This is a genomic window from Pseudomonas atacamensis, from assembly GCF_017167965.1.
GTDB lineage: Bacteria > Pseudomonadota > Gammaproteobacteria > Pseudomonadales > Pseudomonadaceae > Aquipseudomonas > Aquipseudomonas atacamensis.
Window position 1 is genome coordinate 2310056 of sequence record NZ_CP070503.1, and the last position, 12180, is coordinate 2322235.

11 protein-coding genes are annotated in these 12180 nt (G+C 60.5%); 6 read left to right on the forward strand and 5 right to left on the reverse strand.

All coding sequences use genetic code 11. The features are described 5' to 3' along the window. Positions 1-130 precede the first annotated feature (130 nt). From JWU58_RS10540 to JWU58_RS10565, 6 genes are read left to right on the forward strand one after another with little or no spacing between them, the layout of a single operon-like run. Entirely contained in the window at positions 131-1225 is a 1095-nt protein-coding gene (locus JWU58_RS10540) for an ABC transporter ATP-binding protein (protein WP_016775291.1), read from the forward strand. After that, on the forward strand, positions 1225-2337 hold the full coding sequence (locus JWU58_RS10545; RefSeq protein WP_041477087.1) for an ABC transporter ATP-binding protein: 1113 nt from the start codon (positions 1225-1227) through the stop codon (positions 2335-2337). The genes JWU58_RS10540 and JWU58_RS10545 overlap by 1 nt, the downstream gene beginning before the upstream one ends. After that, positions 2334-3200 carry a carbohydrate ABC transporter permease gene (locus tag JWU58_RS10550; RefSeq protein WP_007912484.1) on the forward strand — a complete coding sequence of 289 codons (867 nt, stop codon included), beginning with the start codon at positions 2334-2336 and terminating at the stop codon, positions 3198-3200. Before JWU58_RS10545 ends, JWU58_RS10550 begins: the two co-directional genes overlap by 4 nt. A 9-nt stretch (positions 3201-3209) precedes the next feature. Continuing rightward, on the forward strand, positions 3210-4010 hold the full coding sequence (locus tag JWU58_RS10555) for a carbohydrate ABC transporter permease (RefSeq protein ID WP_024013421.1): 801 nt from the start codon (positions 3210-3212) through the stop codon (positions 4008-4010). 10 nt (positions 4011-4020) lie between these two features. After that, positions 4021-4293 (forward strand): DUF2160 domain-containing protein, encoded by a 273-nt coding sequence (locus JWU58_RS10560; RefSeq protein WP_038861868.1) that lies wholly within the window; start codon positions 4021-4023, stop codon positions 4291-4293. A 47-nt stretch (positions 4294-4340) separates the two neighbouring features. After that, the gene (locus JWU58_RS10565) at positions 4341-6083 is read left to right on the forward strand and encodes an ABC transporter substrate-binding protein (protein ID WP_016775286.1); all 1743 of its coding nucleotides are present in this window, start codon (positions 4341-4343) and stop codon (positions 6081-6083) included. Between the two features lie 385 nt (positions 6084-6468). Here the strand turns inward: JWU58_RS10565 and nuoN are convergent, their stop codons facing one another. Genes nuoN through nuoJ form a run of 5 tightly spaced genes read right to left on the reverse strand, consistent with a single transcriptional unit; the run spans position 6469 to position 12174 of the window. Then, the gene (gene nuoN / locus JWU58_RS10570) at positions 6469-7932 is read right to left on the reverse strand and encodes an NADH-quinone oxidoreductase subunit NuoN (RefSeq protein ID WP_024013420.1); all 1464 of its coding nucleotides are present in this window, start codon (positions 7930-7932) and stop codon (positions 6469-6471) included. Between the two features lie 7 nt (positions 7933-7939). Continuing rightward, the gene (gene nuoM / locus JWU58_RS10575; RefSeq protein WP_016775285.1) at positions 7940-9472 is read right to left on the reverse strand and encodes an NADH-quinone oxidoreductase subunit M; all 1533 of its coding nucleotides are present in this window, start codon (positions 9470-9472) and stop codon (positions 7940-7942) included. A 39-nt stretch (positions 9473-9511) separates the two neighbouring features. After that, complete coding sequence (gene nuoL / locus JWU58_RS10580; RefSeq protein ID WP_024013419.1) at positions 9512-11365, reverse strand: NADH-quinone oxidoreductase subunit L; 1854 nt, start codon at positions 11363-11365, stop codon at positions 9512-9514. Further along, positions 11362-11670, reverse strand: coding sequence for an NADH-quinone oxidoreductase subunit NuoK (gene nuoK, locus JWU58_RS10585; protein WP_003180046.1), 309 nt, complete (start codon positions 11668-11670; stop codon positions 11362-11364). The genes nuoL and nuoK overlap by 4 nt, the downstream gene beginning before the upstream one ends. 3 nt (positions 11671-11673) lie before the next feature. Then, entirely contained in the window at positions 11674-12174 is a 501-nt protein-coding gene (nuoJ, locus tag JWU58_RS10590) for an NADH-quinone oxidoreductase subunit J (RefSeq protein ID WP_007951462.1), read from the reverse strand. Positions 12175-12180: the final 6 nt, after the last annotated feature.

The window sequence follows — 12180 nt, forward strand, 5'->3', positions numbered from 1 at the left end:
GTTCAGCTGTGAACGCCGCTTGCCCCCGTAAACACTGCTTCTCAAGACAAATCAAGCACTTGCCATTTCTGGCACGAATGTCGCTCTGTTGCTCCGGTCGCTTGACTCCAAAAATAACAAAGGCCGAGCCATGTCACTCACCCTGGAGCACGTCAGCCGTACCGTCGAGGGCCAGATCTGGATCGACGATGCGTGCCTGAAATTCGAACCCGGATCCTTCAACGTTCTGCTCGGGCGCACGCTGTCCGGCAAGACCAGCCTCATGCGTCTGATGGCCGGCCTCGACAAGCCCGACAGCGGCCGCGTGCTGATGAACGGCGTCGACGTCACCCAGCGCCCGGTGCGGCTGCGCAACGTGTCGATGGTCTATCAGCAGTTCATCAATTACCCGACCATGACCGTGTTCGAGAACATCGCCTCGCCACTGCGTCAGGCCGGCATCTCGAAAGAGATCATCCACAGCAAGGTGCAGGAAACCGCACGCATGCTGCGCATCGAGAAGTTCTTGCAGCGCTATCCGCTGGAGCTCTCCGGTGGGCAGCAACAGCGCACGGCCATGGCCCGCGCGCTGGTCAAGGATGCTGAGCTGATCCTGTTCGACGAGCCGCTGGTCAACCTCGACTACAAGCTGCGCGAAGAGCTGCGTCAGGAAATGCGCGAGCTGTTCAAGGCCCGCCACACCATCGCCATCTACGCCACCACCGAACCCAACGAAGCGCTGGCCCTCGGCGGCACCACCACCATCCTGCACGAAGGCCGGGTGATCCAGAGCGGGCCGTCGACCGAGGTCTACCACCAACCGCAGTCGGTGCTCGCTGCTGAACTGTTCTCCGAGCCGCCGATAAACCTGATGCCGGGACGCATTGCCGGCAACGAAGTCAGTTTCGCCAACTTTGTACACTTTCCGTTGAACGTCGATCTGCGCCCGGTGGGCGAGGGCGAGTTCCGCTTCGGTGTACGCCCGAGCCATATCTCGCTGGTGCCGAGCAACGATGACGACCTCGAACTGGCGGTGACCGTCGAGGTCGCCGAAATCAGCGGCTCGGAAACCTTCCTGCATGTGCGCAACGAGCACTTTCTGTTGGTGCTGCACTTGCCCGGGGTTCACGAATACGACGTCGATGCGCCGATCCGCATCTATATCCCGACCCACAAACTGTTCGTTTTCGATGCGCAGGGCCGTCTGGTGCAAGCACCGGGCCGGCGTGTCGCGAGGGTTGCCTGATGGCCGAAATCCGTTTGCAACACCTCGCCCACAGCTACAGCAAAACCCCGAGCGGCGCCGAGGATTATGCGATCCGCGAGATGGATCACGTCTGGGAGCAGGGCGGCGCCTACGCCTTGCTCGGCCCGTCCGGTTGCGGCAAGTCGACCTTGCTCAACATCATTTCCGGCCTGCTCAGCCCGTCCCAGGGCCACGTGTTGTTTGACGGCAAAGCGGTCAACGACCTGACCCCGGAGAAGCGCAACATCGCCCAGGTTTTCCAGTTTCCGGTGGTCTACGACACCATGACCGTGTTCGACAACCTCGCCTTCCCGCTGCGAAACCAGGGCATGGCCGAGGCGAAAGTGCACAGCAAGGTGCAGGAAATTGCCGAAGTGCTCGACCTGCAGAATCTGCTGAGCAAAAAAGCGCGCAATCTCACCGCCGACGAAAAGCAGAAAGTCTCCATGGGCCGTGGCCTGGTGCGCGACGACGTCTCGGCGATCCTCTTCGATGAGCCGCTGACGGTGATCGACCCGCACTTGAAGTGGAAACTGCGGCGCAAGCTCAAGCAGATCCATGAGCAGTTCAACATCACCATGGTCTACGTCACCCACGATCAGCTCGAAGCCTCGACCTTCGCTGACAAGATCGCGGTGATGTACGGCGGCCAGATCGTCCAGTTCGGCACGCCACGGGAATTGTTCGAGCGGCCGAGCCACACCTTTGTCGGCTATTTCATCGGCAGCCCGGGGATGAATCTGATCGAGGTGCAGCCGCAGCCCGGTGGTGTCGGTTTCGCCTCGACGCACCTGCCGCTGTCCGACGCCTTGCAGCGCCATATCGAGCACGGCCAGTGGAAAAATCTCAAGGTCGGCATCCGCCCCGAATTCATTCATGTGTGGGACGAGCCGTTTGACGACGCGATGCAGGCAAAAGTCGTACACGTCGAAGACCTCGGCACCTACAAGATCATGACCCTCAACCTCGACGGCGCGCCGTTGAAGGTGCGCCTGGCTGAAGACAAACCGGTGCCTCAAGGCACGGCTTACATCAGTTTTCCGGCGCAATGGCTGATGGTCTATGCCGATGAGTTTCTCCTGGAAGTCAGCGACGAGGAGGTGCAGCCATGAACAAGGTGCAGAACAACAAGGCCTGGTGGCTGGTGTTGCCGGTGTTCCTGCTGGTGGCGTTCAGTGCGGTGATCCCGATGATGACCGTGGTCAACTATTCGGTGCAGGACATCTTCGACCAGTCCAGCCGCTACTTCGTTGGCGCTGACTGGTACAAGCAAGTGCTGCTTGACCCGCGTCTGCATGATTCGCTGCTGCGCCAGTTCATCTATTCGGCCTGCGTGTTGCTGATTGAAATCCCCCTGGGCATCGCCGTCGCGCTGACCATGCCGACCAAGGGTCGCTGGTCCTCGGTGGTGCTGATCATTCTGGCGATTCCGTTGCTGATTCCCTGGAACGTGGTCGGCACCATCTGGCAGATCTTCGGCCGCGCCGACATCGGCCTGCTCGGTTCCAGCCTCAACGCGATGGGCATCAGCTACAACTACGCGGCCAACACCATGGACGCCTGGGTGACGGTGCTGGTGATGGACGTCTGGCATTGGACTTCTCTGGTCGCGCTGCTGTGTTTCTCCGGTTTGCGAGCAATTCCCGACGTCTATTACCAGGCCGCGCGCATCGATCGCGCCTCGGCGTGGGCTGTGTTCCGCCACATTCAGTTGCCCAAGCTGAAAAGCGTGCTGCTGATCGCGGTGATGCTGCGCTTCATGGACAGTTTCATGATCTACACCGAGCCGTTCGTGCTCACCGGCGGCGGGCCGGGCAATGCCACGACCTTCCTCAGTCAGACGTTGACGCAGATGGCCGTAGGGCAATTCGACCTCGGTCCGGCAGCGGCGTTTTCGCTGGTGTACTTCCTGATCATCCTGTTGGTGTCCTGGCTGTTCTATACCGCCATGACGCACTCCGACGCCAACCGCTGAGGCCCGGCCATGAGCAAGAAAAAGCTGATTCCGTTGCTGGTGTACATCCTGTTCCTGCTGGTGCCGATCTACTGGCTGCTGAACATGTCGTTCAAGAGCAACACCGAAATCCTCGGCGGCCTGACGCTTTTCCCACAGGACTTCACGCTGGCGAACTACAAGGTGATCTTCACTGATCCGAGCTGGTACACCGGCTACTTGAACTCGCTGTATTACGTCAGCCTCAACACGGTGATTTCCCTGAGCGTGGCGTTACCGGCGGCTTACGCGTTTTCACGCTATCGTTTCCTCGGCGACAAGCATCTGTTCTTCTGGCTGCTGACCAATCGCATGGCGCCGCCGGCGGTGTTCTTGCTGCCGTTCTTTCAGTTGTATTCGTCGATCGGCCTGTTCGACACGCATATCGCCGTGGCTTTGGCGCACTGCCTGTTCAACGTGCCGCTGGCGGTGTGGATTCTCGAAGGTTTCATGTCCGGCGTGCCCAAGGAGATCGACGAAACGGCCTACATCGACGGCTACAGTTTCCCCAAGTTTTTCGTGAAGATTTTCATCCCGTTGATCGGTTCCGGTATCGGCGTCACGGCGTTTTTCTGCTTCATGTTTTCCTGGGTCGAGCTGCTGCTGGCGCGCACGCTGACCTCGGTCAACGCCAAGCCGATTGCGGCGGTGATGACGCGCACGGTGTCGGCGTCGGGGATCGATTGGGGCGTGCTGGCAGCAGCGGGGGTGTTGACCATCCTGCCGGGCATGCTGGTGATCTGGTTTGTACGCAACCACGTGGCCAAGGGCTTTGCCCTCGGTCGAGTCTGAGGAGCTGATGATGGAATGGATGAGCTGGACGACACCGACCGCCGCGTTCTTCATCGGCATCGGTCTGATTCTGGTGGGCATGACCACCTGGGAATTGCGCTCGCCGAGCATTCTGCGGCGCGGGTTTCTGCCGATTGCCACCACCCGTGGCGATCGCTTGTTTATCGGTCTTCTCGGCAGCGCCTACCTGCATTTGCTGGTAATCGGCGTCACCGACTGGAGCATCTGGGTGGCGTCCGCGTTGTCCCTGGTGTGGCTGTTGGCTGTGATGCGTTGGGGCTAGTCGAATCGTTCGGCAACGCGGCTCCACAACTTAAACAGGAGGTCTCTATGTTCGATAAAAACAATAAGCTGCGACATAGCATTTCATTGGCAGCCATGCTGGCACTCAGCGGTCTGAGCGCATCTGCCTGGGCCGACGCCTACGAAGATGCTGCAAAAAAATGGATCGGCAGCGAGTTCAAGCCCTCGACCCTGACGGCCGAACAGCAGCTCGAAGAATTGAAGTGGTTCATCAAGGCCGCCGAGCCGTTTCGCGGCATGGACATCAAGGTCGTTTCCGAAACCCTGACCACTCACGAATACGAGTCCAAGGTGCTAGCCAAGGCCTTCAGCGAAATCACCGGGATCAAACTCACCCACGACCTGCTGCAGGAAGGCGACGTGGTCGAGAAAATGCAGACGGTGATGCAGTCGGACAAGAACATCTACGACGGCTGGGTCAACGACTCCGACCTGATCGGCACGCACTTTCGCTACGGCAAGACCGAATCGATCACCGACCTGATGGCCAACGAAGGCAAGAATTTCACCTCGCCAACTCTCGACATCAAGGACTTCATCGGCATTTCCTTCACCACCGCGCCGGACGGCAAGATCTATCAACTACCCGACCAGCAATTCGCCAACCTGTACTGGTTCCGCGCCGACTGGTTCGAACGCGCCGATCTGAAAGCCAAGTTCAAGGAAAAATACGGCTACGAATTAGGCGTGCCGGTGAACTGGTCGGCCTATGAAGACATTGCCAAATTCTTCAGCGAAGACGTCAAGGAAATCGACGGCAAACGCGTCTACGGCCACATGGATTACGGCAAGAAAGACCCGTCGCTGGGCTGGCGTTTCACCGATGCCTGGTTCTCCATGGCCGGTGGCGGCGACAAGGGACTGCCCAACGGCTTGCCGGTGGACGAGTGGGGCATCCGCGTCGAAGACTGTCATCCGGTCGGCTCCAGCGTGACCCGCGGCGGCGACACCAACGGCCCGGCGGCGGTGTTTGCCACCACCAAATACGTCGACTGGCTGAAGAAATATGCGCCACCGGAAGCGGCCGGCATGACTTTCTCCGAGTCCGGCCCGGTGCCGTCGCAGGGCAACATCGCCCAGCAGATCTTCTGGTACACCGCGTTCACCGCCGACATGACCAAACCCGGCCTACCGGTGGTCAACGCCGACGGCACGCCGAAATGGCGCATGGCGCCGTCGCCTAAAGGCCCGTATTGGGAAGAGGGCATGAAGCTCGGCTATCAGGATGTGGGATCGTGGACGTTCATGAAATCCACGCCTGAGAAACAGAAACTCGCGGCGTGGCTGTACGCGCAGTTCGTTACGTCGAAAACTGTTTCGCTGAAGAAAACCATCGTCGGTCTGACACCTATTCGCGAGTCGGACATCAACTCGCAGGCCATGACCGATCTGGCGCCGAAACTCGGTGGTCTGGTCGAGTTCTATCGCAGCCCGGCCCGCGTGCAATGGTCGCCGACCGGTACCAACGTGCCGGACTATCCACGTCTCGCTCAGCTGTGGTGGAGCCATATCGCCGAAGCCGCCAGCGGCGAGAAAACACCGCAACAAGCGCTCGATGGCCTGGCCAAGGATCAGGACCGCATCATGGAACGCCTCGAACGCTCCAAGGCCCAGGCCACTTGCGCACCGAAGATGAACCCGGAACGCGATGCGCAATACTGGTTCGATCAACCGGGCGCACCGAAGCCGAAACTGGCCAACGAGAAGCCGAAGGGTGAAACCGTGAGCTATAGCGAACTGCTGAAATCCTGGGCGGATGCGCGCAAATGATGTTGGAAATGTGAGAAGCGAACGGCACCGGAAGGTGCCGTTTTTTTTGCTGCCGGATCTGCCGCTTTCGCGAGCAGGCTCACTCCCACATTGGAGCGGTGCTACTCAAAATTGGTGGCACCCGAGATCCCTGTGGGAGCGAGCCTGCTCGCGAAAGCGGTGGGTCGGTTAGCATATCCATCGACTTGTAGGACGCCATCGCGAGCAGGCTCACTCCTGCTGGGTGTGCGATGCACCCGGATGCTATGAGCGACACACACACACCTGTGGGAGCGGGCTTGCCCGCGATGACGCTTGCATAAACGCCGGCGATATCGACTTCTGCTACAAACAAAAAACGGCACCCGAAGGTGCCGTTTCCATTCCAGCCAGATCAGCCGAGCAATCAGCCCGCCAGACCCGCCTGCTGTACCAGCACCAGCAATGGCTGCGGGTACACGCCCAGGAAGAATGCGACCAGGGCGATGGCCAGCAGCATCACGCCGCCTGCCTTCTGTTCCCAGTGCAGCTGGGCGTCGTGGCGACGCAGGTTAGGCTCGATCAGGTACAGGGTGACCATCACGCGCAGGTAGTAGAAGACGCCGATGGCGCTGCCCAGTACCAGTGCGCCGACCAGCCACCACTGACGCGTTTCGACGCCGCTGGCGATGATGTAGAACTTGCCGATGAAGCCGGCGGTCAGCGGGATGCCGGCCAGGGACAGCATCATCACGGTGAGTACGGCGGTCAGGTACGGACGGCGCCAGAACAGGCCGCGGTACTCGTACAGGGCGTCAGCGTCGCGGCCGTTGTACGGCGACGACATCAGGGTGATCACGCCGAACGCGCCGAGGCTGGTGATGACATAAGTCACCAGATAGACGCCAATGGCTTCCACCGCCAGACCCTTGCTCGCCACCAGCGCGATCAGCAGATAGCCGAAGTGCGCAATCGACGAGTAACCGAGCAGACGCTTGAGGTTGCTCTGGGTCAGGGCCAGCAGGTTACCGAACAGGATCGAGGCGACCGCGATCACGCTCAGCACATCGCTCAGCACGCCACTGCTGGCGGCAGGGGAGAGCTGGAACAGACGCACCATCACCGCAAACACTGCGACCTTCGAAGCGGTAGCGAGGAACGCCGCCACCGGTGCCGGAGCACCTTCGTAAACGTCCGGCGTCCACAGGTGAAACGGTACCAGCGACAGCTTGAACGCCAGACCGATGAGCATCATGCCCAGGCCCAGTTGCGCCAGCGGGCTTGGCAGGCCGGTCGCGGCCAGGGCCTGACCGATGCCGACGAAGCTCAGCGAACCGGCGTCGGCGTAGAGCAGCGCCATACCGAACAGCAGGAACGCGGAACCGGCGGCCGACAGCACCATGTACTTGATGCCGGCTTCCAGCGAACGCTTGTTGAAGAAGGCGTAAGCCACCAGACCGTAGACCGGTACCGAGAGCAGTTCCAGACCGATGAACAACCCGGCCAGGTGCTGCGCGCTGACCAGGACCAGACCACCGGCGGCGGCCATCAGGATCAGCAGATACAGTTCTTCGCGATTGCCCGGGTAGCCCGAACCGCCATCACCCAGATAAGCGTGGGCAAGGGTGACGCAGGCGAGGGTGGCGACCAGGATCATCGCCATGTACAGGCAGGCGAATGCATCGATCTGCAGCAACGGAGTTACGGCCAGAGGCGCAACTTTCAGAGCCGGCAGGATCGACAGCAGGGCCAGGTTCAGACCCGCCACCGAAATCAGGAAGGTCTGCGAGTGGTTGCGGCGCCAGGCGATTGCCAGCATCACCACGATAATGGTGAGGCTGGTGATCAACAGTGGCGCAAGCGCAATAAAGTGTTGAATCGTGAATTCCATAGCGCTCTTACCGGGCCGAAGCGAGTTGAGAGAAGGCGGTGCCGAGCCACTGCTGCACGCCATGCATGGTGGCGGCAGAGGTGTCGAGGAACGGTTGCGGGTAGACGCCGAGGTAAATCAGCAATACTGCCAGACCGAGCACCATGATCAGTTCGCGCGCGTCCATGCCGTGCAACACCGCGTCGGATTTCGACGGGCCGAAGTAGGCACGGTGGATCATGATCAGCGAGTAGACCGAACCGAACACCAGACCGGACGTGGCAATCGCCGTGACCCATGGAGCGCTGGCGAAGGAGCCGATCAGGATCAGGAATTCGCCGACAAAGTTACCGGTGCCCGGCAAGCCCAGCGACGCCGCAGCGAAGAACAGGCTGATCGCCGGCAGGTAAGCGATACGCGACCACAGACCGCCCATCTCACGCATGTCACGAGTGTGCAGACGCTCGTACAACTGACCGCTGAGGATAAACAGCGCCGCTGCCGACAGACCGTGCGCCAGCATCTGGATCACTGCGCCTTGCAGCGCCAGTTGGCTGCCGGAGTAGATACCGATCAACACGAAGCCCATGTGGGAAACGGAAGAGAAGGCAATCAGACGCTTGATGTCGGTTTGTGCGAACGCCAGGAACGCGCCGTAGAAGATCCCGATCAGACCGAGGGTCATGGCGATCGGCGCGAACTCGGCCGAAGCGTTCGGGAACAGCGGCAGGGCGAAACGCAGCAGACCGTAGGCCGCGGTTTTCAGCAGGATACCGGCGAGGTCGACGGAACCGGCAGTCGGTGCCTGGGCGTGAGCATCAGGCAGCCAGGAGTGGAACGGTACGACGGGCAGCTTGACCGCGAAGGCGATGAAGAAGCCGAGCATCAGAATGTACTCGGTGGTCATCGACATCTTGGTTTTCAACAGGTCGGCGTAGTTGAAGGTGATAACGCCGGTATTGTTGAAGTTGACCAGCACCAGACCGAGGATCGCCACCAGCATGATCAGGCCGGACGCCTGAGTGAAGATGAAGAACTTGGTCGCCGCGTAGATCCGGGTTTTCTTGCCGTCCGAAGAACTGTGACCCCAGAGCGCGATGAGGAAGTACATCGGCACCAGCATCATTTCCCAGAAGAAGAAGAACATGAACAGGTCGAGGGCGAGGAACACGCCGACCACACCGCCCAGGATCCACATCAGGTTGAGGTGGAAGAAGCCAACGTGACGTTGAATCTCTTTCCACGAGCAGAGTACCGAGAGGATACCCAGCAGGCCGGTCAGCAGGATCATCAACAGCGACAGGCCGTCGAGGGCCAGGTGCACGTTGATGCCGAAACGCTGGATCCAGACATGCTTGAACTCAAGCGCCCAAGTCGGATCGGCGCCCGGCGCCGGTGCGAATGAATAGTCACCGTGGGCCCACAGCCAGAGGCCGAGCGCGAGTTCCAGGGTCATGGTCAACAGCGCAATCCAGCGCGGGAGGGTAGCGCCGAAGCGCTCACCCATCCAGCACAGCAGGCCGCCGATGAAGGGGATCAGGATTAGCCAAGGCAGAATCATGACGGGCTCGTTTCCTTTCGCAAATTCGCAAGGTTCATATCAGACCGCTACCAGCACGATGGCGCCGATCACCAGCACGGCACCAGCAGCCATCGAGGCGGCGTACCAACGCAGTTGACCGGTCTCGGTGCGGCTCAGGGCAGTGTGACCACCCTTGGCCATACGCGGGATCAGACCGATGGTCTGGTCGAGCGGGTCTTTGCGCAGTACATGGCTGATCGCAAGGTACGGCTTGACGAACAGTTTGTCGTAGATCCAGTCGAAGCCCCAGGCAGCGAACCACCAGGCCGAAAGGAAACGGCCGATGCCGCTGTTGGCGATCGCCGTGACGAAGCGACGCTTGCCAAGGAACAGCAGCGCTGCCAGCAGGATACCGGCCAGGGCGATGGCGCCCGAGGCGATTTCCAGACTGTGCTTGGCTTCGCCACCGGCATGGCCAACGCTTTGCGGCAGTACGCCGTGCAGCGGTGGCACGATCATCGCGCCGACGAAAGTCGACAGCACGATCAGTACCGACAGAGGCAGCCAGTGGGCAATGCCGTGGCCGGCGTGGGCTTCGGTCTTGGCTTCACCGTGGAACGCGATGAAGATCAGGCGGAAGGTGTACAGCGACGTCATGAACGCACCGACCAGACCTGCGTAAAGCAGACCCTGGTTACCGCTGGCGAACGCTTCCCAGAGGATTTCGTCCTTGGAGTAGAAGCCTGCGGTAACCAGTGGCAGAGCGGCCAGCGCGGCACCACCGACGATGAAGCTGGCGTAGGCCAGTGGCAGTTTCTTCCACAGACCGCCCATCTTGAAGATGTTCTGCTCGTGGTGGCAGGCAACGATCACCGCACCGGAAGCAAGGAACAGAAGGGCCTTGAAGAAGGCGTGGGTCATCAGGTGGAAGATCGCGCCTTCCCAGGCGCCAACGCCCAGCGCCAGGAACATGTAGCCGATCTGGCTCATGGTCGAGTAGGCGAGGATACGTTTGATGTCGGTCTGTACCAGCGCGGCGAAACCGGCCAGTACCAGGGTCACGCCACCGACGATGCCGACGAGGTGCAGGATGTCCGGCGCCAAGGCAAACAGACCATGGGTACGGGCGATCAGGTAGACACCGGCGGTGACCATGGTCGCGGCGTGGATCAGTGCCGAAACCGGAGTAGGGCCGGCCATCGCATCCGCGAGCCAGGTTTGCAGCGGCAGTTGCGCCGATTTACCGACAGCACCACCGAGCAGCATCAGGGTTGCCAGAACGATCCAGAAGTCACCAACCTTGAAGTGCTCCGGCGCACGTACCAGCAGTTCCTGGACGTTCAGCGTGCCCAGTTGCTGGAACAGGATGAACAGGCCGATGGCCATGAACACGTCGCCGATGCGGGTGACGATGAACGCCTTGAGTGCCGCGTTACCGTTGTTGCGGTTGCTGTAGTAGAAACCGATCAACAGGTACGAGCACAGGCCCACGCCTTCCCAACCGAAGTAGATGAACAGCAGGTTATCGCCGAGGATCAGGAACAGCATGCTGGCGATGAACAGGTTGGTGTACGAGAAGAAGCGCGAGTAACCGTCTTCGCCACGCATGTACCAGGACGCGAACAGGTGGATCAGGAAGCCGACGCCGACGACCACACCGAGCATGGTCACCGAGAGGCCATCCAGGTACAGCGCGAAGTTCGGCTGGAAACCTTCCACCGACATCCAGCGCCACAGCACCTGGGTGTATACGCCACCCTCCGGCGGTGCGACGTTGAATTGCCAGATCACGTAAGCGGTGACGATAGCCGACAGGCCGATCGAACCGACACCGATCAGCGCCGAGAGGTTTTCCGAGAAGCGGCCGCGCGAGAACGACAGCAACAGGAACCCGATCAGAGGGAATACGAAAGTCAGAAAGAGTAGGTTCATCCGCGCATCTCACTGGCAGCGTCGATATCGAGCGTGTGGAAGCGGCGATACAGTTGCAGCAGGATCGCCAGGCCAATACTGGCCTCGGCCGCTGCAAGGCTGATCACCAGGATGAACATGATCTGTCCATCCGGCTGCGCCCAGCGGGCGCCCGCGACGATGAAGGCCAGGGCAGAGGCGTTCATCATCACTTCCAGACTCATCAACACGAACAAAATGTTGCGGCGGACCATCAGGCCGACCAGACCAAGGCAGAACAGGATGCCGGCGACGGCCAGTCCATGTTCGAGAGGGATAGCAGGCATGTCTTACTCCTTCGCCTCGTTACGGCCCAAATGGAACGCCGTGACGGCTGCGGCGAGCAGCAGCATCGAGGCGAGTTCGACCACCAGCAGGTACGGGCCGAACAGGCTGATGCCCACGGCTTTCGCGTCTACGGTGGTGTGGCCGATGGCCTGACCGCTCTGGTGAGCGAACAGCACATACAGCAGTTCGGCCAGCAGCAGCGCGGCAAGAATCACCGGTCCTGCCCAGATGCCGGGCTTGAGCCAGGTGCGTTCCTGCTGCACCGAGGCGGGACCGAGGTTGAGCATCATCACCACGAACACGAACAGCACCATGATGGCGCCGGCGTAGGCGATCACTTCCAGCACACCGGCGAACGGCGCGCCGAGGGCGAAGAAGGTCATGGCCACGGCGATCAACGAGATGATCAGGTAGAGCAGGGCGTGCACGGGGTTGGTGTTGGTGACCACACGCAGCGTGGACACCACAGCAATACCCGATGCGAAATAGAAAGCGAATTCCATCGTTCT